The organism is Roseofilum capinflatum BLCC-M114 (assembly GCF_030068505.1).
GTDB lineage: Bacteria > Cyanobacteriota > Cyanobacteriia > Cyanobacteriales > Desertifilaceae > Roseofilum > Roseofilum capinflatum.
Map to the genome: position 1 here is coordinate 67574 of NZ_JAQOSO010000001.1, position 24854 is coordinate 92427.

The 24854-nt window shown below is 44.1% G+C and carries 17 protein-coding genes and 1 pseudogene; 6 read left to right on the forward strand and 12 right to left on the reverse strand.

Translation table 11 applies throughout. The features are described from left to right. Nucleotides 1–45: 45 nt before the first annotated feature. The 3 genes from PMG25_RS00340 to PMG25_RS00350 all read right to left on the reverse strand — a co-directional run bounded on the left by PMG25_RS00340 (nucleotide 46) and on the right by PMG25_RS00350 (nucleotide 4573). The gene (locus tag PMG25_RS00340; protein ID WP_283764926.1) at nucleotides 46–525 is read right to left on the reverse strand and encodes a TerB family tellurite resistance protein; all 480 of its coding nucleotides are present in this window, start codon (nucleotides 523–525) and stop codon (nucleotides 46–48) included. 135 nt (nucleotides 526–660) lie between these two features. After that, nucleotides 661–2364, reverse strand: a complete 1704-nt coding sequence (locus PMG25_RS00345) for a mechanosensitive ion channel (protein WP_283764927.1) — start codon at nucleotides 2362–2364, stop codon at nucleotides 661–663. A 283-nt stretch (nucleotides 2365–2647) separates the two neighbouring features. Beyond that, a complete protein-coding gene (locus PMG25_RS00350) occupies nucleotides 2648–4573 on the reverse strand; it encodes a tetratricopeptide repeat protein (RefSeq protein WP_283764928.1) in 1926 nt (641 codons plus the stop codon). Nucleotides 4574–4780: 207 nt separating this feature from the next. Between PMG25_RS00350 and PMG25_RS00355 the strand changes: the two genes are divergently transcribed. The 4 genes from PMG25_RS00355 (at nucleotide 4781) to smc (ending at nucleotide 12152) form a co-directional block, all read left to right on the forward strand. Then, nucleotides 4781–6976, forward strand: a complete 2196-nt coding sequence (locus tag PMG25_RS00355) for a hypothetical protein (protein ID WP_283764929.1) — start codon at nucleotides 4781–4783, stop codon at nucleotides 6974–6976. A gap of 53 nt (nucleotides 6977–7029) precedes the next feature. Beyond that, entirely contained in the window at nucleotides 7030–7257 is a 228-nt protein-coding gene (locus tag PMG25_RS00360; protein ID WP_283764930.1) for a hypothetical protein, read from the forward strand. Nucleotides 7258–7734: 477 nt separating this feature from the next. After that, nucleotides 7735–8295: a Uma2 family endonuclease gene (locus tag PMG25_RS00365; protein WP_283764931.1), complete on the forward strand. Its 561-nt coding sequence runs from the start codon at nucleotides 7735–7737 to the stop codon at nucleotides 8293–8295. Between the two features lie 269 nt (nucleotides 8296–8564). After that, nucleotides 8565–12152 (forward strand): chromosome segregation protein SMC, encoded by a 3588-nt coding sequence (smc, locus tag PMG25_RS00370; RefSeq protein WP_283764932.1) that lies wholly within the window; start codon nucleotides 8565–8567, stop codon nucleotides 12150–12152. 240 nt (nucleotides 12153–12392) lie between these two features. On the opposite strand, the pseudogene PMG25_RS24350 reads toward smc, so the two are convergent. The 9 genes and pseudogenes from PMG25_RS24350 to PMG25_RS00415 form a co-directional block, all read right to left on the reverse strand. Continuing rightward, a pseudogene (locus PMG25_RS24350) lies at nucleotides 12393–13205 on the reverse strand (O-antigen ligase family protein); the annotation flags it as partial. Nucleotides 13206–13533: 328 nt separating this feature from the next. Continuing rightward, nucleotides 13534–15342, reverse strand: coding sequence for a hypothetical protein (locus PMG25_RS00380; protein WP_283764933.1), 1809 nt, complete (start codon nucleotides 15340–15342; stop codon nucleotides 13534–13536). A gap of 51 nt (nucleotides 15343–15393) precedes the next feature. Beyond that, nucleotides 15394–16650, reverse strand: a complete 1257-nt coding sequence (locus tag PMG25_RS00385; RefSeq protein WP_283764934.1) for a hypothetical protein — start codon at nucleotides 16648–16650, stop codon at nucleotides 15394–15396. 172 nt (nucleotides 16651–16822) lie between these two features. After that, nucleotides 16823–18754 carry a hypothetical protein gene (locus PMG25_RS00390; protein ID WP_283764935.1) on the reverse strand — a complete coding sequence of 644 codons (1932 nt, stop codon included), beginning with the start codon at nucleotides 18752–18754 and terminating at the stop codon, nucleotides 16823–16825. Between the two features lie 43 nt (nucleotides 18755–18797). Beyond that, nucleotides 18798–19394: a hypothetical protein gene (locus tag PMG25_RS00395; RefSeq protein WP_283764936.1), complete on the reverse strand. Its 597-nt coding sequence runs from the start codon at nucleotides 19392–19394 to the stop codon at nucleotides 18798–18800. A gap of 172 nt (nucleotides 19395–19566) precedes the next feature. Beyond that, nucleotides 19567–21492 carry a hypothetical protein gene (locus PMG25_RS00400; RefSeq protein WP_283764937.1) on the reverse strand — a complete coding sequence of 642 codons (1926 nt, stop codon included), beginning with the start codon at nucleotides 21490–21492 and terminating at the stop codon, nucleotides 19567–19569. A gap of 49 nt (nucleotides 21493–21541) precedes the next feature. After that, the gene (locus PMG25_RS00405) at nucleotides 21542–22138 is read right to left on the reverse strand and encodes a hypothetical protein (protein WP_283764938.1); all 597 of its coding nucleotides are present in this window, start codon (nucleotides 22136–22138) and stop codon (nucleotides 21542–21544) included. Nucleotides 22139–22310: 172 nt separating this feature from the next. After that, nucleotides 22311–22586: a hypothetical protein gene (locus PMG25_RS00410; RefSeq protein WP_283764939.1), complete on the reverse strand. Its 276-nt coding sequence runs from the start codon at nucleotides 22584–22586 to the stop codon at nucleotides 22311–22313. Between the two features lie 335 nt (nucleotides 22587–22921). Next, nucleotides 22922–23458 (reverse strand): hypothetical protein, encoded by a 537-nt coding sequence (locus PMG25_RS00415; RefSeq protein ID WP_283764940.1) that lies wholly within the window; start codon nucleotides 23456–23458, stop codon nucleotides 22922–22924. Between the two features lie 169 nt (nucleotides 23459–23627). On the opposite strand from PMG25_RS00415, the gene PMG25_RS00420 reads away from it, so the two are divergent. After that, nucleotides 23628–23855: a hypothetical protein gene (locus tag PMG25_RS00420; RefSeq protein ID WP_283764941.1), complete on the forward strand. Its 228-nt coding sequence runs from the start codon at nucleotides 23628–23630 to the stop codon at nucleotides 23853–23855. Nucleotides 23856–24052: 197 nt separating this feature from the next. Further along, complete coding sequence (rpe, locus tag PMG25_RS00425) at nucleotides 24053–24739, forward strand: ribulose-phosphate 3-epimerase (RefSeq protein WP_283764942.1); 687 nt, start codon at nucleotides 24053–24055, stop codon at nucleotides 24737–24739. Nucleotides 24740–24854 lie beyond the last annotated feature (115 nt).

A 24854-nucleotide genomic window follows, 5' to 3' on the forward strand; every position in this document is an offset into this window, starting at 1 on the left:
ATGTACACGACTATCGGTTCATGTGGAAGCAGAGATCGACCTCGATTACACCTCTGTTTCAAATAAGGCCAGTCTTAACCGTTCGCTGGCTTCTTCTAGCTCTGCCATCGATTCTAGACTCACCTTGACGCTGCGTTCAATTCCTAAAATTTCGGCGGCTTTAGCAACGGCTGCTTTTTCTTGGTCGTGATAAGCGCCATCAGCCCGACTCATTTTAATGGCTTGGTACAACATGGAGCGGCGAAAATTGAGGGGAAAATCATATTTAATGCCACTGAGTAACTCCTCTAAGCTGGCATTTTTCCAGTCAAATTTGCGGAGAGTTTCAATATATTCTTCTGGATTTTTCATTAATAGTTCTTGCTCGTCGATGTACCATTGGAATTCGGCTTCTGCCAGTTCACCATCGGCTCCGGCGATCGCCATCAATGCTGCGCCATACTTGACGGCAACTTCAAAATCAACCGGTTGAGTTATATTGTACCGATGCTGGGCATATTTTGTGGGTTGAAGAGAGTCAGGCATATTAATTTATCCTTAATTGACTTTTGGAGACATTTATGATCTAGGTGAACGACTATCAACGGAAAACCCTATGATAATGGGTCACCCATCACCCAAACTATATCAGAAATTAGGGTAATGGGTGACTCGATTAATTTAGGATTTGGAGTCGTTCTTAAAGCTCGATAACCATTCTTGGATCTGAGAAGCCGCGATATCACGACCTCCTAATCCAAAGGAAATGGCGATCGCCACAGCAATGGCTCCGAATAATAATCCAAAGGCCAGATTCACAATATCTGGAGCAATTCCCATCTGTCTCAGAGCCATTGCACCCACCAAAATAATAATGGCGATGCGGGCGGCTTGAGCCAACATATGGCCTTGACGACTTCCAGAACTGTCAATCACCTTAAAGGCCAAATTGGCAAAGTATAACCCGATCGCAAACACGACGACACCGGCTAACACTTGACTGGCAATTTTGATGATTGCCCCCACAATTAAGGTCAAGGCTTCAAGTCCCAAAACATCCGTCGCGGTAACCGTGGCAAACAGCAAAATGGTAATTAATACCACCATGCCCACAATTTCCGAAGGGGTGCGGAAGTCAGACGGAGGAGGAGGAAGGGGCAGATCGGATTCGGCTGCTTCCGGTGGGGGAGCTGTAGCATAGGGTTCTTGTTGCAACCCTAACCAATAAAAGAGATTATCAAACCCAAATCCGGTTAAGACATTGGTGACTAAATCGGAGACAAATTTACCGCCCACATAGGCAACCATCAAGATGATAGCTGCTGTAAAGGCTAGGGGCACATAACCCATAATCATTTCCAGCATCCCCACGGCTGGGGTAGAAATGGCCTCGATTTTGAGGGCGTTGAGAGCAGCGATCGCAAAGGGAATCAGAATCAAGATATAGGCGATCGTTCCGGCAATCCAGGATAATCCATGGGTTGACGCGCCACCGGCTAATCCAAAGCGATCGCCAAAGCGATCGGCTCCACTCACCATCAGTAAATTAGTAACAATCCGCCGCACAATGGTTGCCACTAACCAACCGGCTGCACCAATCAAAATTGCACCCAAAATATTGGGTAAAATCATCAGAATTTGATTGAGCAGGGATTGCACCGGTTGTAGGGTTCCCTCTAACTCTAAGGTACTGAGAATCGAGGGTAAAAATAACAGAAACACAAACCAGTACATGGCATTCGCCAAGGTACTGCTGACAGAAACCGGCGAAGTTGTTCCCTCATCAACCACTTGTGATTCTAAGCGCTCATCCAGATTGAGAAGCTTTAAGCTTCGCAGAACTGCCAGTTTCACCACTGTTGCCAGTAGCCAAGCAACAGCCAATAGAATTCCTGCACTCACAAGTTTAGGCACAAAGCCAAATACTTGATTGAGTAGGGTATTTAAAGGTTGGGAAACCAGGTCAAGTTCCAGAGATTCCAACACACCCACTAAAGTAATGAGCATAATCAGCCAGAACACGGCTGAACTCACCCATTTTTCAATCGGTGGCGAAGAAGCCGAATTGCTTGCTCCAGAAACCCAAGCGGCTAATTTATTGTCAAGTTCCGTTCGTTTCAGTAGCCCTTCGACGACTCCAGCAAGTGCCCAAGCGACCAAAAATCCCCCCAATAAAATCGCCGCCGCGATCGCGATCGTCGAGGCTAAATTCCACCATTGGGGAAAAGATGACGAAATGGCGCTGGTGTCTAGGTTTAAGCCCGGAATGCCTGGACTGGGGGCCTCATTTTGTAAGAAGGTATCGAGTACATCCTGGGCTTGCGTCCAAGTTGCACCCTCTGGTATTGGCACATCAAGATTGATGTCTTGCCCAGTAAAATTCATAGGTTTTGCTCCTTTGAGTTTGTTCATCAATGCGTTTATCTCCCCGATCTAGGAGAAACAGGGGGTAAACGCGATCGGGAAGATCCCGAACATTAGCAAAATAACTAGAAGCGATTTACAGGCCTTATCGTACCAGAGTGCTTGGCGAGGGGAAGGCAGGTATGGGGAGATTGACTGAAGAATAATTTTTAATTGGAGCAAAAACAAGATCCTGTCCGCTAGGGGGGAACGGACAGGATCTTGAATTGATTGAAAAGGCTACGATCGATAGGGGAAAGGACGGTTAGGGAATCGACTGCTGGACAATTTCCTCCTCGGTGGGGGTGATGCCTAAATTTTGTTGAATTTGCAGAGCTTGGCTAAAACAAGAAATGGCTTCTTGATAACGCTGTAACTCCGCTAAGGCAGTACCTTTACCGCGCCAGGCTTCGTAATCATTGGCTTCTAGCTGAATGGCGCGATCATAGGAAGAAATGGCTTCTTCAAAGCGACGGAGCTTTTCCAATAAAATTCCCCGGTGTCGCCAAGCACAATGGTTATGTGCCTCTAAGGTTAACACCTGATCGTAGGCATCAACGGCTTCTTCATACCGTTGAATGCGCTCTAATAGTTCCCCTCGGGCTGTCCAAATTTGTGGATCGTCGGGGTTGAGTTGCAGCGCTCGATCGTAGGATTCTAAAGCTGGTTCATAGTCTTTTAAGTGGGCTAAGGTTGTGCCTCGATTAAACCAAAGGGCACTCAAGAGGGATTTTTCTGGGGAATCTTCTACGGTTTCAGAGAGCGCGATCGCCCGATCGTAGGCTTCGATCGCCTCTGCATAGCGTTCTCCTTTCTCCAGAGCATTACCGCGATGAAACCAGGCTTCTACCTTATCCCCATCCACTGCGATCGCCCGATCGTAACAGGCGATCGCTTCCTCGAACTGGCCCAACTTTTCCCACGCTACCCCCTGATTATGCCAGGCTTGGGTATCTTCCGGTTGCAGGGCGATCGCCCGCTCATAGGCTTCTACGGCTTCCTCATAGCGGTCTAACTTCAGTAGGGTATTGCCGCGACGATACCAGATTTCTGCCCCTTCAGGATTCAATTCCAGAGCGCGATCGAAATCTTCTAGAGCGTCTAAGGGGCGATCGAGTAACTCCAACGCTAACCCCTTGTGATACCAAAACTCAGCATGATCGGACTCCAAAAACACCGCCTGCTCATAGGACGTTAACCCCTCCTGATAGCGCTGCAACTTCACCAACGTCTTTCCCCGCTCATACCAACCTTCAAACGACTCCGGATGAGTTTCCAGCACCTGATCGTAGAGGGCAACCGCTTCCTCATATAACCCCTCATCAGCCAACAAATTGCCCTGATCGACACACTCTTGGGCAGTGATAAAAAGCTGATTTTCATCCAACTTCTCTAAATCAAACGATAAAGACGTTTGGTCTGGCTCATCCGACTCTACCAATTCCTCTAAAAAATCCCGCTCCGAAACACCAGAACCGACACCTACCGCCATAGCACGAGGATTAACAACTTGGCGAATTTTCCCTAACTCTCGATTGAGATCTTCTCCCAACCCTTGCAGTTGTTTGACCAAATCTTGGCGGACTTCCTGAATCACCCCAGCAGAATCTTTTAACTCCACAACCTCTTGATTCACATTCTGGTAGCCCCGTTGACGCTCAGTTTTTGCCGCTTCAATTTGAGCCGTCAAATCCTCAACCAACTGGCGAGCCATGTCGGTATACTGTTGCAGATGGCCTTCTGATTGATTGAGATCTTCAAACCGACGATTGACTTCCGTGACGATCTGCTTAATCATACTGCTCCGCATAAAGCGCAACAACACCACCGTTCCGCCAATAAAGATCGCCATCAACAACATCAACTGATTGAGGCGCGATCGAATATCATCAACTTCTGACAACCGCGCTTGCCACTCAATTTCTTGTCTAGCCCGTTCTTGGGCAAACTTCTCATTCACCGTCTGCTCTACCGTCTGCTCAATCACCTCCTTGAGGGTTTTTAAGTCTTGCTCCGATAACCCACCATTTCCCTGGGGAGGGGCAGCAGGGGCAGGTTTCGGTTGAGCTTGGGCTTGAGGTTGGCTTTGGGCAACCCTCACCTCTGAAGGGGTTGCCGCATAAGCAACTGCCATTAAGTTAAATGATGCTAAACTTGCCAACAGCCACAGAGATAAGGATGACACACGCATAGATTTTGAAGGAATCCCCATAAGATTTAAGCCTGAAATCAATATCGGCTTTCTACTATCCACTCATCAGCAGTTAAACTCATAACAGGGCTATAGGAATAGCAGAACAAACTCGCCTAAATCGTAATACCAGATTAAAATCGTTAATCCGGGTAATGATTAGGATTGAATTGAGGGTGCGATAAACCGATACAGGAACCGATCAATATGACTCCAGTGGATCAACCTTTCCAGGATTCTCCGTCTTCCCCTTCTTTCGAGGATCGTTTATCTCCCGATGAAAGCCTCTCTAAGCGGGTAATGTTAGCCCGGCTGCGTTGCGGGGGGCATCAATCTGCCCATTTAGAAAATTGGGTACTGGCTAGATTTAACACTGGATTTGCCCAAGGTTTTGGCTTGAATTCCACAGCAAACCCCACGGAATATTATGGTCGTCCCTTCTTCGAGTTCTTGCCTCCTTCTGAATATGCTACCCTCCAACAGTATTACTCTTGTCACTTGCTGGTGCTGCTGCTATCTCAGTTGCTCAAACAACTACAAAAAACGCCCAGTAACTCTGGAGAACTCGATCGCCTCCAGGATCAGATTCGAGAGTTAGAACAGATTGTTCATACACCAATTGTGATTCAATTTAACCGCCCAGATCAACCCCCTGGTTGGTTACAGGTGTGGTTTAATTCTGAGTCCCTGAACATTAGCGGTGTACATCCGAAACTGGATGAATGGACAGTGTTTAGTCGCCAATTGATGGGGGATGCCCAGTTTGAGGATTTGCAATGGCTGGAAAATTATAGTGTAACTGGGGAATTGCTGCTTGAGGGGATTGAAGTCACGCAAACGGAGCAAAAACAACGGCTAATCCAACTGTTAATCAGTCCGACTTCTCTGCTTGAAGGTAATAAGCTGCAATCCATTAATTATCAACTGCAAGTCCTATTTCGCGCCAGCCATTTCATGATCTTGAATGCAGATATGCATCAAGTGCGGTTTTTAGTGGGGAAAGCTTGTGGAACGGTCGAAACTTATGCCTTTCCCAGAGAGGAACTGGATAATCCCCATTTTGTTGCGGCTCTGGAACAAAATCAAGTGCTGCGGGTGGGAGAAATTAATTCTCAGAGTCATAGCGGGTGTGAGCGCACCCTATGGGAGGAAGGGGTACGCTCTCTTTTGCTGATTCCCCTACGATGGGATTATGAGCAAGGGGGGAATCATCCGGAAATGTTAAGGTTGATTGGCTTGATTAGCGATCGCCCCCATAATTTTACTGCCCAAGACTGCCGTTACGCTCAAGAGTTAATCCCTGCCTTTGCTTGCGCCATGCGGCAAACCAACCACAATCAGTTAAATCCCATCCATCCGGCAGTAGCTTGGCGCTTTACCCAGGAAGCAGAACGGCGCAGTTGGGGCTTTGAACCCGCTCCCATTGTCTGTGAAAAGGTTTATCCTTTGTTTGGGATTTCCGATATTCGCAGCTCTTCTAATGAGCGCAATCGGGCAATTCAAGCCGATCTGATCGAACAATTTAAATTGGCATTAGCAATTTTAGAGGCAGTAGAAGCGTATCAAGAAAATCGCTTTGTTCGACAGATTAAAATTGACTTAGAAACCTATAAAAAACGCATTGAAGAGAAAGTAACGGTTGATTCAGAAGTGACGGCAGTTCAGTATCTACAAGATCATTTTGAAATTTATTTTGACTACTTTTGTCAATGTGGAGAACTCGCGCAAAAAGCGGTCAAATACTATCGCCAATGTTCGGATAACGATCGCCACTCCGTAGATACCGCCCGGCAAGCCTACGATCGCACGATCGATCGCATTAATGAGACGTTACTAAAGACTTGGGAGCGTTGGCAACAGCGAATGCAAGGGATTATTCCCCACTATTGCGATCTCGAAGCTACCGATGGCATCGATCATATGATTTATGTGGGCAAGTCCATTCATCACAGTTTTACTCCCTTTCATTTACATAGCTTGCGCTATGAGCAACTGTGTGCTATGTGTGATGCTGCTCGCACGGGGATCGAGCTTCATGAAGTGGATAACATTCCTTTGTTATTAACCCATCTGGTTTTAGTGCAAGATGTGACCATTGATATCTTCCATGATGAGAATACGGAAAAGATCTTTGATGTGCAAGGCAGTCGAGATACCCGCTATGAAATCGTGAAAAAACGGATTGATAAGGGAGTCGATTTAGAAACTGGCGATCGCATTACTGCCCCTGGAATGCTCACCCTGGTCTATTCTACTGATGATGAGTGGAAAGAATACGAACATTATCTTGATTATCTCCAGCGAGAAGGCTGGATCGCCCCAGAAATTCTATCGGGTTCTGTGGCTCCCCTACAAGGGGTCGATGGGCTGCGGTATGCTAGAGTCCAGGTTTTACCAGAATAGTGATACTTTGGGTCTTTGGAGTTACTTGAGTCGTTAACTTGACAACAGGGGCGATGATCGCGAAACTCAACCTCAAAGGCTGCGTTAAAACGGCTATTCAAAAATTAATTCAAGTCAATGAAGCCAAGCAAGATATTACCGATGAATACGGTACATATTATCAAGTGATTGGTGAACTTGAAGGAGTAAACGATTGTAAATTATATCAAGTCCGGTTAAACAGTTGTCATTGCGACCGCAGGGAAGCATTCGCGCTTTACGTTTCACGCAAGCTTCGCTAACGCGCAAGCTTCGCTAACGCTACAATTAGCGAGATGGTTGAGATTGCTTCATTCCACTGCGTTCCATTCGCAATGACATACTATAACTGATCCAACGGACTTGATATTACTTGTGGCTACTATTTGGTTACAACGATCCATCGATAGCCAATTTTATTTTGTCCCTCTAAAACCTTATCGAGAATGAACCCATGAGCGAATTGGTGCGTTACGCTCCGCTAACACACCCTACTGGATTCATTACTCTCTAACGTCCATTTGGGTCGATCCTACGCTAATGTTACTTATAATGCCTACATATTTTAATCGAAAATTGGAATTAACAGTATCTCAATTAGAGTTCCTAAATCGAGATTTGGAGCAATTGCCATCCAAAATTAAAAGCGGGTACAATTGAAGCCAGTGAGCAATGGTATTATTATCCTGTCATTCAAGAAGAATAAACTTTCTCAAGTATCTATATGTGATGGGGGAGCCATGACAATTACTCTGTTACCAATCAATACCTTATCTGAATTTCTCAAGCGCCCAGAAACCAAGCCTGCGAGCGAATATATCAATGGAGAAATTATCCAAAAACCGATGCCTAAAGGAAAACATAGTCGATTACAACTGAGGTTATGCAACGCGATTAATGAACAAGCAGAACCGGAGAAAATTGCTTATGCTTTTCCTGAGTTGCGGTGTTCGTTTGGAGATCGCTCTCTTGTCCCCGATATTGCGGTGTTTCTCTGGTCAAACATTCCTTTTGAGGAGGATGGAGAAGTGCCCAATGATTTTCTCTTACCTCCAGATTGGATCGTTGAAATCTTGTCCCCAGAACAAAGCGCGAATCAGGTGATGGGAAAGATTCTGTATAGTTTGCGATCGGGGAGTCAACTCGGTTGGTTAGTCGATCCCCAAGATCGCTCCATTGTTGTCTTTGAGCCGAATAAACAACCGGAATGGCTAACGGGTAGCGATCGGCCCCAAACCCTAGCCGGACTTGAGCTAGAGTTAACCATAGAACAGATCTTTGGCTGGTTGAAACTGAATTAAGAGCGCGATCGCCCTTAGATCTGGTTTATAAAATGTATGAAATTATTACTGATGTCTAATATTAAGCAACCAATTCCCCAGATGCACTACTTCAAAGAAGAAGATATTCTCCACCTGCTGATCTCAGAGGGATTAGAAGCTGGAAGCGAATTGGTGCGTTACGCTCCGCTAACACACCCTACCGAATTCAATACTCTCTAACGTCCATTCGGGTCGATCCTACGCTAATCTTATTTAAATAACCTAAACCCGTCTAAACACTCGATCCTATGGTTCACGTTAAGGGCGTGCAACTGACGAACTTCAAATCCTTTGGGGGAACAACGACTGTGCCGTTGTTGCCGGGGTTTACGGTGATTTCTGGGCCGAATGGGTCGGGGAAGTCTAATATTCTAGATGCGCTGCTGTTTTGTTTGGGCTTGTCTAGCTCTAAGGGGATGCGAGCGGAACGGTTGCCAGATCTGGTGAACCATGCGAAGGGAGAGAAACGCAAAGCGACAGTAGAAGCGAGTGTGACGGTAACCCTGGATGTCTCGGATGTGGAGCGCAGTATCTGGGAAGAGGAGGAAGATCCAGAGGGGGAGATAGAATTAGACCCGGAATGGCATATTACGCGCCGTCTGCGGGTGACTCCGGCGGGAACCTATACGTCAACCTATTATATGAATGGGGAGGCTTGCACCTTAACCCAGTTGCATGAGAACTTGAACCGCTTAAGGATCTATCCGGAAGGCTATAATGTGGTGCTTCAAGGGGATGTGACCAATATTATCTCGATGAATGCCAAAGCGAGACGGGAAATTATTGATGAGTTGGCGGGGGTGGCTCAGTTTGACCGGAAGATTGATTTGGCGAAGGAGAAGCTAGAGGAGGTTAAGGATAAGGAGGAGAATTCCCGGATTATAGAACAGGAATTGATTTCTCAGCGCGATCGCCTGGCGAAAGATCGCGCTAAAGCCGAAAAATACCAAACCCTACGCACAGAACTGTTGCAGAAACAGGAGTGGGAAGCGGTGTTGCGTTGGCGCTCGTTGCGTGCAGAGGAAGGAAAACTGAGGGAAGCGATAGAAGCGGGCGATCGCACTCAAGGAGAATTTCAGCATAACTTAGAGGCGCTCAATACTCAAATTTCCCAAGTTAGTGAAGAACTCGATGGACTGAATGCGCGGGTGAAATCTTTGGGAGAAGAGCAATTATTGGCCCTCCAGTCTACCCTAGCGACGCAACAAGCCCAACTGACTCAACTGGAAACCCGACAACAGGAACTCGACAGCACCGAACAACACTTAAAACATCAACGGGAAAAAACGGAACAGGAAATTCATCAAGACCGGCAAACCCTGGAAACCCTGCAACATCAATATCATCTGGAAACTGAGGCTCTGTCAGGATTGCAAGATAGTCGGGATCAGGCTCAGGCTAGTTTAACCGAAACGCGGGAACAGGCCCAGGCGATCGCCTCTGCTTCCCAAGAATGGGTCGATCAACAAACGAGCTTAAACCACAATATCGAAGAGATCCTCAAAACCCTTGAACCCCAACGCAGCGAACACGCGCAACTCACAGAGCGCCAAACCCAATTAACCCGTACCCTAGAAGAGCAAAATCAGCGCATTGCCACCCTAGAACCGAAGATTAGCAGCCAACATGAAAGCGCCACGGGGTTAGAACTAGAGGTGATTGAGTTATCCCAGCGCATCCAGGTAGTAGCTCAAACTGTCTCGACGGCTGAATATGACCTGCAAACTCAGCAGCAAACTCAGAAAAGATTGCTGAATGAACAACGGGAGAAACAACGGCAACTGGATAAACTCGAAGCGCAAGCTCAGGCCCAGCAAGAAGCAGCCGGAACCTATGCCAGTAAGCTGATTCTGCAAACTCAGATTCCTGGCGTTCATGGGTTAGTGGCGAGTTTAGGCCAGGTTGGAAGCCCTCGCTATCAGTTGGCGTTGGAAATTGCGGCTGGATCGCGGTTGGGGAATATTGTCGTTGATGATGATAATGTAGCAGCACAGGCGATCGCTCTCCTGAAACAAAAACGAGCCGGCCGCGCGACGTTCCTCCCCCTCAACAAAATCCGTCCCAGTCGCCGTCCTGATGCGGGTTTCAACAGTCCCGGCTTTATCGATTATGCCGTAAACCTGATCGACTTTGACCCGCGCTATCAAGACATTTTTGCCTATGTTTTCGGCAACACCGCCGTTTTTGCCACCCTCAACGCCGCTCAACCCCAGATCGGTAAACTCCGCATGGTCACCCTGGAGGGGGAACTGTTGGAAGCATCCGGAGCCATGACCGGGGGCAGTCAGTCCCAACGTTCTAGTCTCCATTTTGGCATGGGTGCAGCCAATGCTGAATCAGCCCAGCAGAAAGCGCTAGAAGACCGAATCAGCGAGATTGAGGGACTTTTGGCTCAAATTGAGGTGGAACAGGGACGCTTGTCTAATGCCACAAAACAAGCCTCTGCGGAGTTGATGGAGGTTAGGGGGCAGCATCGAGAAAAGCAATTACAACTGGAGCAATGCCGCAAACAGATCCAAAATGACCAACAACAGTGCGATCGCGATCGCCAACTCTTGGCCCAAACTCAGCAAGACCTCAATCAAACGCGATCGCGCTTAGAGCAACTGAACCAGGAGATCCCTAAGCAACAGGCTCAACTGGATGAGTATCGCCAGTCTTTGGCTCAGTTGGAAGACAACCAAGCACCGAAGGAATGGCAAGCCATTCAAGCACAACTGCGGGAAAAGGAAAGCGTGTTAGATCGGCGGGAACTGGCTCTGAGAGGATGCGAACAGCAGTTACAGGAATTAGACAAAAAACGCGATCGCACCCATGAGAAAATTCGCCAAAACTTAGAGCGCGTCAACGAACTCAAGCACAGCGAAGCCACCACCATGAGCCAAAACACCCGCATCCGTCGCCAACAGGCAGATATTAAGGGTCAGATGGCGCAAACGACAGGGCAACTCTCTATCTTGGAAGAAACCCTAGGAGCGGAAAAACAACAACGGGATGCGGTAGAGGAAAACTTGCGCCAACTACAGCTCAACCGGCAACAACTGCAATGGCAACAACAGAAACTAGCCGAAAATCAAAATACCCGCCGCCAAAATCTGATTACGCTGCAAACTCAGATCCAAGAGGTGAAAGCGGAGTTACCCGATCCCCTTCCTGAAGTTCCCGAAAATCTGAAGATCAAGGAACTTGAACAAACCCTGCGCCAACTGCAAAAACAACTGCAAGCTTTGGAACCGGTGAATATGTTGGCGATCGAAGAATACGAACAGACCACGGAACGCCTAGAAGCTCTGAGTGAAAAATTAGCCATTCTGGAAAAAGAGCGCACGGAACTCTTGCTTCGGGTAGAAAACTTTACGACTCTGCGCTATCGAGCCTTCATGGAATCTTTTGATGCAGTGAATGAAAACTTCCAACAGATCTTTGCCGAACTCTCGGAAGGGGATGGCCATTTGCAACTCGATAATGCGGAAGATCCCTTTAGTGGCGGGTTAAATTTAGTTGCCCATCCCAAAGGGAAACCCGTGCAACGTCTGGCTTCCATGTCTGGGGGGGAGAAGTCTTTAACGGCTCTGAGCTTTATTTTTGCCCTTCAACGCTACCGTCCATCCCCCTTCTATGCCTTCGATGAGGTGGATATGTTCCTGGATGGGGCAAATGTGGAACGACTCTCGAAGATGATTAAGAAACAAAGTTTGGGAAGTGCCCAATTTATCGTCGTCAGCCTCCGTCGTCCCATGATTGAAGCCTCGGAGCGTGCGATCGGGGTGACGCAAGCAAGGGGTGGATTCACTCAAGTGTTGGGTATTACCAATACCAGTGAGGTGGCATCGTAAGTTGAGGTAGAAACCGGGGTTCTTGCCCAATTCGGCATCCCACCAAGAAACTCCTGAGAAACCCGGTTTCTTTTGCCCTCTCCATACCGATAGTGTCCACCAAGCTAGATGGGTAAATTGAGCGACTTCAAACCAGGTGAGAGTGAAAACCAAATAGGCGATCGCCACTGCCAACAGTTTCCCGTTTGGCGATCGCACAACCAGGAAAATACCATATCCCCACAATGCCAGATAAGACAGCATTCCCAAAATTCCCACTGATAAAATTGTATCCAAAATGAGATTATGAGCTTTATAGGTAATCAAAGGTACAGTATTCAAGTTGCCATCTTCCCCCACTACATCGTAACTTAAATCACCCAAACGGAGGACATTGGGCGTGTCTTTTGGCGATCGGATATAGGGATAAGCAATGCCAAAACCATTGAAACCCCAGCCAAATAAAGGACGTTTGCTGATGCCGCGAGGGGCTATCTGCCACAGGTATATTCGGTCTGAAGTCATTTGTCGGATTGCAGACAAGCCTGAAATTTGTCTGGTGGTAGTCATGACCCCAATCATTAGTATAAAAACTAAAATAAGGGGGATTAGTCGTCGATAGTATTTCCTTCCTGATAAGTATAAAATGCCAGTGAGGAAAGCAACAAGAGCCATGCGAGTATTGGCCAAAAAAAGGGCGATCGCGATCGGAATAATTAGCGTCACAGTTGTTCGCAACGACACCCATTGAAGCTGTCTGCAAGCAACCGCCATCACGCCAATAGCTGCCAACACAAATGCTGCATGACCCCGATGGGAGTACAAACCGATAGGTTGATGATCCTGAAAAATAGTGCTGACGAGGATATTATCTCGCAGTAATTGTCCGGTGGTTGCCGTGTAGTCAATGCGCCAGTCAATCAATTGGGGAAACATACTCAAAGCCAGAATAAGACCACCGATGAGAAAGCCGTAGAGTTGAGCAGGCAATAGTTGTGGATATCGCCTTAAAATGAGGGTATTACTGAGAGTGAAAGCTGCGACAAGCAACCAGTAGAGCCAACCATCTCCCATCTGATCTTGACCGAATAGAGAGCGAATGGGAAAGGGACTCAGGAGTGTAGAAATGAATCCGATCAGCAGAAATATTTCCCACAGAAGTTTACAGGTAAACCAACTCTTGGGAATCTGTAGAGTATCCCAATTTTTCCACAGTAAGTAGAGATTGCAGATGACAATCAGACCCAGTACAGCACATTTGGGTTGAGTCCAGATCTCTCCCCGACTGCTTCCCCAAGGATTAATGATAACGATACTGAGCGTAAATAATAGAGTGTAAATTATTTTTGTTAAATGAATCACGGTAATATCAATTTTTCAAATGTTTGCTACATTATCTGGTCTACCTCAAACCCATAAATTTCCAGACTCCAAAAGCACCCAACCCGATTAAACCCCACACCGAATTCGATTCTGGTACTTTCTGCTTTTTCTTCTCTTCTTCAGTCACTATCGGACGCATCTTAAAACTGCCCACATTTTTATCAAATGCCAGTTGAATCGGAAAATAAGTTTCTTCTGTATCGCCAATAAAATAATCAATATCAGTTACCTTAAACCGGGAAACACCCGAACCGAGTAAGGAAAGAAAATCTACTCTGTCTCCCGGACTAAACTCTCCTAAAATTAGATCGTCAACCATCACCGTAAACAAATCATCTTCACCGACGGGAAAATCTAGAATTTCTGTAAATAGGGTGTTATCAGTAGCGACAAATTCAAATCCCTTTTCTATGGGTGGGTCATACCAGCGACAACCGGGAACATTAGAGAAGTGTTGCCAGCCATCAGAGTCGATGCGACTCGGAAGTATGGGATTTTGTTGGGTGCGACCCGGAGTATCTTCAATGTTACCGCCGTCAGGGTTACCAAAGATAACGCCTCCACCACCACTACCGCCAACGATAATACCTCCTCCACCGCTACCACCGAGTGCAATACTGCCATTGTTATTGTCTTCATTACCCGTTCCTATGGGGAAGTCTTCAGTATTGAATACATTGACATAAAGTTCGTAGTTACCCTCATCTTCTCCACGACGACCGCCATCAGCAGCCTTGACCGATAAATTGATCCTACCGTTACTCGATACAGTACCTAAGACTGAGGAGGCAAAACCATCACCAAGGTGACTGCTGTTATCGTCAGCTCCGAGGAAATAGCCCTCATCGTCATATCCGCTCAGGTAGGTATTGGGGTTGCATTGGTTGGAGGGCAGGTCATTGTTAATCCAGGCGTAAAATGTTGCTCCAGGAGTGAGTCCGTCTAGGTTAAAGTTGTCTTCTTCTATGCCTGATGATAGGCTCTCTGAGAATTTTTTAGCCACTACACATTCACCGTCGCTGTTATCAATCTTGCCATCACTAGCTTTACAATGACGAACATTTGCTTTACTTTTCCAGCCCCATTGAATACCGTTATGAATCGTAACTGTCTTCGGTGCATTCTCTGGGTCTTCTACCTCTACCAGATAGAGTTCAGCATCCCATATTATGTACTTATGGATACTGTAGTATGGTCTATCTACAAAATATGTATCACCGGCAAGACCACCAATATCATAAAATGGTGTTTCTACATCATTGCCAATATCAATAATATCAATATGACCCTCTCCTGAAATACTCACAACCCTTTGAATCCAGTGAAGCGTACTTTGGCCTGGTAAGGGATCTCCCTCACCAGGATAATAACGTAACTGAAAACCGGCTCCAGTTCCACCAGTTCTAGGGTAGTTTTTTCCTGTAACAGGATTTACTAAATCGTCTCCACATACTTTCGTGTAAGCACAGGCATAGTAATACTCAATATCAAACCTGCCCTCCAAGTCTCTACTAGCATCCTGAAAAAGCCAACCATCTTCACTAGGAAAAGACGCTTCTAATTTTCGGAGAAAATGTTGCGTACCTCCTCTTTGGATTTCTGTGACTAACTTGGGATCTAGCCAGGTTTCTACAGTAAAGATTTCGTCGCTTCCTGTATCTCTTGGGAGGTAACGAACACTAGCTCCTTTACTCAATCCAAACCAGCCACGGCCAGGTGTAAGAGTAAATGCACGAACAGGCTGGCTTGCGATACTAATCAAAAAGCTAGTTGCTAGCCAAAATAGTGCATGTGTTTTCAAGAGAACGTTTTTAGTTACTATAGACATAATTGACAAGTTGAAAAATACAAAAATCAGTGAAATTTAAAATGACTATATTTATAAATCCAGTGCTACAAGAGACCCTAACACCATTCCTCTCCAAACCTTTTTGAATAAGATAATCTTTTTTGCATTTCTATCCTCTACTCTTGTTTCTACAGATTTATTTTTATATGTTAATCGAAGCCAATATCTACCTGCTTTAAGATTGTCAAAAATCCAATAACCTCCATCTCCAGCAGCTATTTTTAGTTTTAATTGTCTATTTTTTTTACACAATAGTTTAGCATTAGGAAAGAAATCAATACTTTTTCCTGGTACAGCTAAAAGTATGTCGGATAATAACATTCTTTTTAAGAAATTGCTGGTGTAATATTTCTTGATTATTTCCCCATTTGAAGTAATAATTTCAGGAATTAGTGTGTTATAAAAATTAAAATAAAAGTCAGTTTTACTATTATTTGTAATACGAATACCAATTGGTACAGATGTTTCTATACCATTGTCCTTCTCTGGTAAGCTGATTACTGTTTCTGGCAATGTAGTTTCAAAGCGAATACCATCTACTTCTATTGCTTTATCATTTGGTTTAGTTTTAACCAAGCGTAGGTTGACAAAAGGAGTGGTTAAGCGATCGCCTTTTGTTTGTTTGGTATTTCTCAACTGTAAATTTTCTTGTCTAGGCTTATTTTTTGTTCGATCTTTACTGGATTCGTATATGAATCTGAGTTGATAACTTCCTACGTTGAGGGCATCAAAACACGAGCTATTTAAAGCTTGACATCTATTGGTTAACAACTGTAACTGTAGTAAATCATTTTCCCAACAAACTTTAGCAGAAATGGAGATGAATATTGCTGTTTTGGGACTCACCCACGAAATCCCTCTTCTGGCGAGATCGTCAATTAAACTTGAAATAGAATAGACGACTGTATCGACTAATTTATCGCCTTTATAAGGTGTATTGGCTTTATTTTCCTCATGGTCAGTATTTAATCCTCTTTCTAAGATTGTACCATCAGATGTTATCAGCTCTGGAATGATTATTTTATCGGAATCAATTTTCCAAGGTTTTACTGTCTGATTAGTCAACTTCAGCCCTAATCGAAAAGAAATACTTGCCGGTAGTGTTCTTTCTGGGATAGGTAATACTATCAAATCTGGTTCCCATATCTCTAGATAGATTCCATTGGCTCGATCAAGACTATTGCTAAAAGGTTCATGTGATTTCATTTTTTTATTTATTGGGTCTTGTTTGGGTACAAGGGTTTCAAAACGAATCCCATCAACTTCGATAAAATTATTTTCATTCATGTTGGCTAGATATTACCTATATTGGAGTATAAAAACTACAGTGATCTTACTGAATTTAAGATGGGTTCACCCTCCCTGAAAAATCCGTATTTTCTATGTTTTGTACTCAAACAAAGTAACGTCGGGACTTAAATCAGAAAAAGGGTCAAATTAAGTTATCATACTTGTCTAACTACTTCCGATTCCTCAAAACCATAAATTTCCAGACTCCAAAAACACCCAACCCGATTAAACCCCACACCGAATTCGATTCTGGTACTTTCTGCTTTTTCTTCTCTTCTTCAGTCACTATCGGACGCATCTTAAAACTGCCCACATTTTTATCAAATGCCAGTTGAATCGGAAAATAAGTTTCTTCTGTATCGCCAATAAAATAATCAATATCAGTTACCTTAAACCGGGAAACACCCGAACCGAGTAAGGAAAGAAAATCTACTCTGTCTCCCGGACTAAACTCTCCTAAAATTAGATCGTCAACCATCACCGTAAACAAATCATCTTCACCGACGGGAAAATCTAGAATTTCTGTAAATAGGGTGTTATCAGTAGCGACAAATTCAAATCCCTTTTCTATGGGTGGGTCATACCAGCGACAACCGGGAACATTAGAGAAGTGTTGCCAGCCATCAGAGTCGATGCGACTCGGAAGTATGGGATTTTGTTGGGTGCGACCCGGAGTATCTTCAATGTTACCGCCGTCAGGGTTACCAAAGATAACGCCTCCACCACCACTACCGCCAACGATAATACCTCCTCCACCGCTACCACCGAGTGCAATACTGCCATTGTTATTGTCTTCATTACCCGTTCCTATGGGGAAGTCTTCAGTATTGAATACATTGACATAAAGTTCGTAGTTACCCTCATCTTCTCCACGACGACCGCCATCAGCAGCCTTGACCGATAAATTGATCCTACCGTTACTCGATACAGTACCTAAGACTGAGGAGGCAAAACCATCACCAAGGTGACTGCTGTTATCGTCAGCTCCGAGGAAATAGCCCTCATCGTCATATCCGCTCAGGTAGGTATTGGGGTTGCATTGGTTGGAGGGCAGGTCATTGTTAATCCAGGCGTAAAATGTTGCTCCAGGAGTGAGTCCGTCTAGGTTAAAGTTGTCTTCTTCTATGCCTGATGATAGGCTCTCTGAGAATTTTTTAGCCACTACACATTCACTACTATTGCTCGCGACTAGACTATCACTGTTGTTACTGGCCAAATTAGGTTCGCTTCCAGGGGGGCAAACTGGATTTTGATCTTGTTTTTTCTCTGATACTTGGTTTTTCCACCCCCATCTGATTCCGTTATAAATCTTGACTTCCCTTTTCTTGCTTTCTGGTGGTGTGATTTCTTCAACTAGATAGAGTTGTGCGTTAAAATAATGGTTCCCGCTAGCCCTTCTTTTACCACTAGCGTATGGTCTATCGATAAAAAAGTCTTCACCAGCAAAACGACCGCCGGGACGGTCATAGTAAGGAGTGCCAGGGCTTCCTCCATTGTCAATTACCACAATAGGAAAACTTGGAATTAAATTTGACAAGAAACTATCTGAGTTAGAGTTATAGTTAGCTTGAACCATTTGAATCCAGTGGAGTTTGTTTTGACCTGGCATAGGATCGTTCAAACCAGGATAGTATTTGACATGAAAAAGAGAACCGACTCCACGATAAATTCCTGTCCTTACAGGCTCTATATCTGTACTGGCATCACCACACCCATCCCTATAACCACAAGCTTGATTAGTCACTATTTCAAAACTCCCCTCTAAATCATTTTCTGCTGGCAGAAAAGACCAAGTATATTCAGGAGACGACTCGACAAGAGACCACTGAGTTAACCGTCTCAAAAATTCTCCTGTCCCACCTCTTTTGATTTCAGTGACACCCCCAACCGTATCATTCCATGTATTAGGGTCCCACCATAAACGGGTATCTAATTCTGTCTTTCCAATAAGATCGTCTACTGTATAGTAGGATTCTTTTCTGTAAAACTCGCTGGCATCCGGTTGTGCAGGTATTATAGTAAATCCAAAACTTGCCTTACCTGTTAACCCGGATAGGAAAACTGTTAATAACCAGACTAGATAATATTTTTGGTGTTTCATTTTTCGGGGTTCCTTAATTTATTAGTTTGGAACAAAATATTTTTTAACTATTGACGAACCAAATGTCTACAAACGGAGTCAATACTTGACCTATCCAAAATCCTTCTATTACTTGAGTTTTTTTGATGATAGAATCATATAGCTGTTTAGTTCCTTTTTGATTTTGATATCTAAATCGAAGCTGATACCACCCTAAATCAAGAGGTTCAAAAACAAACTCACCACCGCTTATAACCATGCTAAGTCCGTAATTTTTGCCACAAATCCAACATATTTTTGCATCAATAAAAAAGCTGGTACTTTCTCCAGGCATAGTTAAAGCTAAATCTGGTTCCTTTACTCCAGAAAGACTAATCCAACCCCCACTTACTTCTACAATTTCACCAGTTTCAGCTTTAATAAGTTCTGGAAATAATACAAAGTTGAAAGTAAAGTAAAGAGGACGATCGCTGTTATTCGTAATCCTAATCCCTATCTCCACCGGATATCCAGGGGACGGATGCAAGGGTGGTTTTAATAGATGCTTTCCTAGGTCGGAAAGTTTTTGAATTAGGTTTTTCTTGGGCAGAGTTAATACTCGCTTGGGTACAAGGGTTTCAAAACGAATCCCATCAACTTCGATAAAATTATTTTCATTCATGTTGGCTAGATATTACCTATATTGGAGTATAAAAACTACAGTGATCTTACTGAATTTAAGATGGGTTCACCCTCCCTGAAAAATCCGTATTTTCTATGTTTTGTACTCAAACAAAGTAACGTCGGGACTTAAATCAGAAAAAGGGTCAAATTAAGTTATCATACTTGTCTAACTACTTCCGATTCCTCAAAACCATAAATTTCCAGACTCCAAAAACACCCAACCCGATTAAACCCCACACCGAATTCGATTCTGGTACTTTCTGCTTTTTCTTCTCTTCTTCAGTCACTATCGGACGCATCTTAAAACTGCCCACATTTTTATCAAATGCCAGTTGAATCGGAAAATAAGTTTCTTCTGTATCGCCAATAAAATAATCAATATCAGTTACCTTAAACCGGGAAACACCCGAACCGAGTAAGGAAAGAAAATCTACTCTGTCTCCCGGACTAAACTCTCCTAAAATTAGATCGTCAACCATCACCGTAAACAAATCATCTTCACCGACGGGAAAATCTAGAATTTCTGTAAATAGGGTGTTATCAGTAGCGACAAATTCAAATCCCTTTTCTATGGGTGGGTCATACCAGCGACAACCGGGAACATTAGAGAAGTGTTGCCAGCCATCAGAGTCGATGCGACTCGGAAGTATGGGATTTTGTTGGGTGCGACCCGGAGTATCTTCAATGTTACCGCCGTCAGGGTTACCAAAGATAACGCCTCCACCACCACTACCGCCAACGATAATACCTCCTCCACCGCTACCACCGAGTGCAATACTGCCATTGTTATTGTCTTCATTACCCGTTCCTATGGGGAAGTCTTCAGTATTGAATACATTGACATAAAGTTCGTAGTTACCCTCATCTTCTCCACGACGACCGCCATCAGCAGCCTTGACCGATAAATTGATCCTACCGTTACTCGATACAGTACCTAAGACTGAGGAGGCAAAACCATCACCAAGGTGACTGCTGTTATCGTCAGCTCCGAGGAAATAGCCCTCATCGTCATATCCGCTCAGGTAGGTATTGGGGTTGCATTGGTTGGAGGGCAGGTCATTGTTAATCCAGGCGTAAAATGTTGCTCCAGGAGTGAGTCCGTCTAGGTTAAAGTTGTCTTCTTCTATGCCTGATGATAGGCTCTCTGAGAATTTTTTAGCCACTACACATTCACTACTATTGCTCGCGACTAGACTATCACTGTTGTTACTGGCCAAATTAGGTTCGCTTCCAGGGGGGCAAACTGGATTTTGATCTTGTTTTTTCTCTGATACTTGGTTTTTCCACCCCCATCTGATTCCGTTATAAATCTTGACTTCCCTTTTCTTGCTTTCTGGTGGTGTGATTTCTTCAACTAGATAGAGTTGTGCGTTAAAATAATGGTTTGTGCGGGCAGTTGCTCGACTCCCCTTATATGGTTGATCCATTAGAAAATCCTCACCAGCAACGCGGGAACCTGGAATGTCATAGTAAGGAGTATCTGAGCCTGGAAAGTTGTCAATCTTGACAACAGGAAAGCGTGGAAGTAAATTTGAAGGGAATTTATTGTCAGGGCTATAGTTAGCTTGTACCATCTGAATCCAGTGAAGCTTTCCTTCACCAGGCATAGGGTCATTTTGGCCGGGATGGTATTTTACATGAAAAAGAGAGCCAACTCCACGAAGAAAAGAATCTATCGGACTTATTGGTGTACTGGCTCCACCACAATGATCTATCAAACCACAAGCTTGATTAGTCACTATTTCAAAACTCCCCTCTAAATCATTTTCTGCTGGCAGAAAAGACCAAGTATATTCAGGAGACGACTCGACAAGAGACCACTGAGTTAACCGTCTCAAAAATTCTCCTGTCCCACCTCTTTTGATTTCAGTGACACCCCCAACAGTATCATTCCATGTATTAGGGTCCCACCATAAACGAGTATCTAATTCTGTCTTTCCCACAATGTTGTCTACTGTATAGTAAGATTCTCTTCTGTAGAACTCGCTGGCACCCGGTTGTGCAGGTATGATAGTAAAACCAAAACTTGCTTTGCTTGTTAACCCAGATAGCAAAATTGTTGATAACCAGACGATGTAATATTTTTTGTCTTTCATTCTTCGCCATTCCTGAAATTTATCAGTTTTGAACAGAATACTGTTTTGTCTAACTATTGACTAAGCAAATTTCTACAAACTGAGTCAAGACTCTACCTGTCCACAATCCTTCTATAATTTTATTTTTTTTGTTAATAAAATCATAGAATTGTTCAGTATTTTTCTGATTTGTATATACAAGCCTGATTTTATACCGTTCTGAATGGAGAGGCTCAATAAGTAATCTTGTCCCTCCAAATGATGCACTAAAACCATAGTTTTTACCACAAAGCCAACATATTTTGATATCGAGAAAAAAGTTTATGCTTTCCCCTGGTAGAGCTAATAGAAAATCTGATTTTAATGGCTCAACTGGGCGAAACCACCCTATATTAAATGGTACTCTCGTACCATCTTTAGCTTTAATAATTTCAGGAAATAAGGCAAAATAAAAACTAAAGTAAAGAGGGCGATCGCTGTTATTCGTAATCCTAATCCCTATCTCCACCGGATATCCAGGGGACGGATGCAAGGGTGGTTTTAATAGATGCTTTCCTAGGTCGGAAAGTTTTTGAATTAGGTTTTTCTTGGGCAGAGTTAATACTCGCTTGGGTACAAGGGTTTCAAAACGAATCCCATCAACTTCGATAAAATTATTTTCATTCATGTTGGCTAGATATTACCTATATTGGAGTATAAAAACTACAGTGATCTTACTGAATTTAAGATGGGTTCACCCTCCCTGAAAAATCCGTATTTTCTATGTTTTGTACTCAAACAAAGTAACGTCGGGACTTAAATCAGAAAAAGGGTCAAATTAAGTTATCATACTTGTCTAACTACTTCCGATTCCTCAAAACCATAAATTTCCAGACTCCAAAAACACCCAACCCGATTAAACCCCACACCGAATTCGATTCTGGTACTTTCTGCTTTTTCTTCTCTTCTTCAGTCACTATCGGACGCATCTTAAAACTGCCCACATTTTTATCAAATGCCAGTTGAATCGGAAAATAAGTTTCTTCTGTATCGCCAATAAAATAATCAATATCAGTTACCTTAAACCGGGAAACACCTGATTTGAGGGCCGCAAGCGTAATAAGATTGTATATCAAAACTACCTTGTAAGTCGTTTTCTGCGGGAATGAAAGTCCATTTTCCCCCTTGATGTCTAGAAAAATCGTTGAGCAGTTTTAGAAGTTCATTTGTTCCTCCTCTGTCTAGTGCTGTTGGAACTGGCAACCATGTCACTCCCTCGTAATCTCCTAACTGGTAAGGAACATAATAATTAGACGAATCCGGGGGTGGATACTTGATTTTAAAAGCTATCACAGATTCACAAGTAAGGACAACGAATAAGGTCGTTGTCAAGAAGTTTGAAAAATACGCTCGTAATTTCATTTTTTGTGCCTCATTGTAAATAAATATTTGCTTTTTTCACTCCTTATCCTTAATCCGGAGAATATTCTAAGTAGAACTCTTCGTAAGGTGAAGATGCTATACCTGTCCAAAGCTCTTCTAAGAATGGCCAAGGCTGACGGCTGATTTTTGGAGTTGGAGATATTTTTCTATAAGTAAAACGTACCCAATATTTAATTGGTCTCAGACCTCTATAACTCCAAGATAAATTGTAGCGGTTTACACCACTAAATCCTAGCTTGTTGCCCACACAGAAAAACTTGGCTTTTGTCAAGAAAGTTAAAGTCGCCCCTGGTTTAGCTAACAGAAAATCTGACTCTAATGGGAGATTTGCATGATTTATGCCAGCACCATATTCGACTGCTTCTCCCTCTGGTCCTACGATTTCTGGAATTAAGCTAAAGAAGATAAAGCGATAGGGAGTTGAGGTTTGGTTTGTTACTTTAATGCCAAATTCAGCCCAGGTTTTGATATTATCCTGGTTGGGGATAATCAAGACTCGTTCTGGTACGAGGGTTTCAAACCTGATACCACCGGTAATGGTGTAATTACTCTCTACAGATGTCATAGGTTTCAGAGTTGATCGATGGATATTTGCTTTTTTCGATCCTTTAGCCGAAAGTGTTTGAATTATCTTTTTTGGGCAGCGTTAATACTCGCTTGGATACAAGGCTTTCAAAGCGAATCTTATTAACTTCGATAAAATTGTTTTCATTCATGTTTGCTAAATATCACCTGTGTCGGAGGATAAAAACTACAGTGGTTTTACTGAATTTAATATAGTTTGCCTCTCTCTGAAAAACCCGTATTTTCTATGTTTTGTTCTCAAACAAAGTAATATTATCGTCGTCAGTCTCCGCCGTCCGATGATTGAAGCCTCGGAGCGTGCGATCGGCGTAACGCAAGCGAGGGGTGGATTTACCCAAGTGTTGGGCATTACGAATACTCGTGAGGTGGCTTCTTAGGTTACAGCCCTTTGCGCTCTGGGTGACTTCGCCCTGTAACACCTGGTTTTACCCATTACCGCGCGTTTCATGTCCACGAAGCCCAAGACTGACGTTCTGTTACGTTGGACACGATTTGTTGACCCAGGGCTAGGGTAATGCTAAAGACTTTGTTAAAATGATAGAGATTCACAACGCCTTGGAGAATACCTATCGTCATGCCCAAACCCATTGTTATTGCCCCATCAATTCTATCTGCCGATTTTAGCCGCCTGGGAGAAGAGATTAAAGCTGTGGATGAAGCCGGTGCAGACTGGATTCATGTGGATGTTATGGATGGCCGGTTTGTCCCCAATATTACTATCGGCCCGTTAATCGTAGATGCCATTCGCCCGGTGACCAAAAAACCTCTGGATGTTCACTTGATGATTGTGGAACCCGAAAAGTATGTGGAGGGCTTTGCTAAGGCCGGTGCGGATATTATTTCGGTTCATGCTGAACATAATGCGTCTCCTCACTTACACCGGACTCTAGGACAAATCAGAGAGTTGGGCAAGCAAGCTGGAGTGGTGCTGAATCCTTCTACACCGTTAGAGTTGATTGAGTATGTCCTGGAATTGTGCGACTTGATTCTGATCATGAGTGTTAACCCTGGGTTTGGGGGACAAAGTTTTATTCCGGAAGTGGTTCCCAAAATTCGTAAGTTGCGTCAAATGTGCGACGATCGCGGACTCGATCCTTGGATTGAAGTTGATGGCGGCTTGAAGGGTAATAATACTTGGCAAGTCTTGGAAGCGGGAGCAAATGCTATTGTTGCTGGTTCTGCGGTATTCAAGGCTCCAAACTATGCTGAGGCGATTTCCGGTATTCGCAATAGTAAGCGTCCTGAGTTAGTGACCGCTTAAACGCATGTACTCTTCTGTCACTTTCGGATAAAGGGGTGTGAAACCCAGATTCCTTCGTTAGCGATAAAACTCCGTTTTCGGCTGTCGCCGACATGAAACGCTTCGCGATAAAACT

Excerpts from the sequence above, each read along its gene's own strand:
- PMG25_RS00340 (WP_283764926.1), bottom strand. The coding sequence starts at position 525 with ATGCCTGACTCTCTTCAACCCACAAAATATGCCCAGCATCGGTACAAT.
- PMG25_RS00345 (WP_283764927.1), bottom strand. The coding sequence starts at position 2,364 with ATGAATTTTACTGGGCAAGACATCAATCTTGATGTGCCAATACCAGAG.
- PMG25_RS00350 (WP_283764928.1), bottom strand. The coding sequence starts at position 4,573 with ATGCGTGTGTCATCCTTATCTCTGTGGCTGTTGGCAAGTTTAGCATCA.
- PMG25_RS00355 (WP_283764929.1), top strand. The coding sequence starts at position 4,781 with ATGACTCCAGTGGATCAACCTTTCCAGGATTCTCCGTCTTCCCCTTCT.
- PMG25_RS00360 (WP_283764930.1), top strand. The coding sequence starts at position 7,030 with ATGATCGCGAAACTCAACCTCAAAGGCTGCGTTAAAACGGCTATTCAA.
- PMG25_RS00365 (WP_283764931.1), top strand. The coding sequence starts at position 7,735 with ATGACAATTACTCTGTTACCAATCAATACCTTATCTGAATTTCTCAAG.
- smc (WP_283764932.1), top strand. The coding sequence starts at position 8,565 with ATGGTTCACGTTAAGGGCGTGCAACTGACGAACTTCAAATCCTTTGGG.
- PMG25_RS00380 (WP_283764933.1), bottom strand. The coding sequence starts at position 15,342 with ATGTCTATAGTAACTAAAAACGTTCTCTTGAAAACACATGCACTATTT.
- PMG25_RS00385 (WP_283764934.1), bottom strand. The coding sequence starts at position 16,650 with ATGAATGAAAATAATTTTATCGAAGTTGATGGGATTCGTTTTGAAACC.
- PMG25_RS00390 (WP_283764935.1), bottom strand. The coding sequence starts at position 18,754 with ATGAAACACCAAAAATATTATCTAGTCTGGTTATTAACAGTTTTCCTA.
- PMG25_RS00395 (WP_283764936.1), bottom strand. The coding sequence starts at position 19,394 with ATGAATGAAAATAATTTTATCGAAGTTGATGGGATTCGTTTTGAAACC.
- PMG25_RS00400 (WP_283764937.1), bottom strand. The coding sequence starts at position 21,492 with ATGAAAGACAAAAAATATTACATCGTCTGGTTATCAACAATTTTGCTA.
- PMG25_RS00405 (WP_283764938.1), bottom strand. The coding sequence starts at position 22,138 with ATGAATGAAAATAATTTTATCGAAGTTGATGGGATTCGTTTTGAAACC.
- PMG25_RS00415 (WP_283764940.1), bottom strand. The coding sequence starts at position 23,458 with ATGACATCTGTAGAGAGTAATTACACCATTACCGGTGGTATCAGGTTT.
- rpe (WP_283764942.1), top strand. The coding sequence starts at position 24,053 with ATGCCCAAACCCATTGTTATTGCCCCATCAATTCTATCTGCCGATTTT.